The sequence below is a fragment of the Microbacterium umsixpiens genome (genome assembly GCF_053543675.1).
In genome coordinates this window covers 6,265-6,886 of sequence record NZ_JBLVOH010000095.1, presented here as the reverse complement: position 1 = coordinate 6,886, position 622 = coordinate 6,265, and the positions used below count along the sequence as shown (strand labels likewise).

Here is a 622-nt window from a genome sequence, read left to right as displayed (position 1 = left end):
GTCCCGCCTGGGGCACCACCTGGTTCAAGCTCACCGGGCGCGTGCCCGCCGAATGGGCCGGACGCCGCGTCGAGGCGCTCATCGACCTCGGATTCGACGTGAACATGACGGGCTTCCAGTGCGAGGCGCTCGCGTACCGTCGCAGCGCCGCAGGGTCCGACCCGATCCCGGTGAAGAGCATCAACCCGCGCAACCAGTGGGTGCCCATCACCGAGACCGCCGCGGGTGACGAACCCGTGGAGCTGTACCTCGAGGCGGCATCCAACCCGGTGCTGCTGGACTATCACCCCTTCCTGCCGACGCAGGAGGGTGACATCCTCACCTCCTCGAAGGAGCCGCTGTACCGCGCGCGTCGGATGGACCTCGCGGTGTTCGAGCCGGAGGTCTTCGACCTGTCGCTCGACCTCGAGGTGCTCTTCGAGCTGCAGGCCGAGCTGCCGGCGACCTCGCCGCGGCGGATGCGCATCCTGCAGGCCATGGACGACGCGCTCGACGTGCTCGACCTGCAGCACATCGTCGCGACGGCCTCCGACGCCCGCGCCCGCCTCGCCGACGTGCTCGCCGCGCCCGCCGAGGCCAGTGCGCACCGCATCTCGGCCGTCGGCCACGCGCACATCGATTC

1 pseudogene is annotated in these 622 nt (G+C 70.6%); it reads left to right on the top strand.

The window, feature by feature from the left end:
• Positions 1-622: pseudogene (locus ACNPM4_RS09650) on the top strand (alpha-mannosidase); the annotation flags it as partial.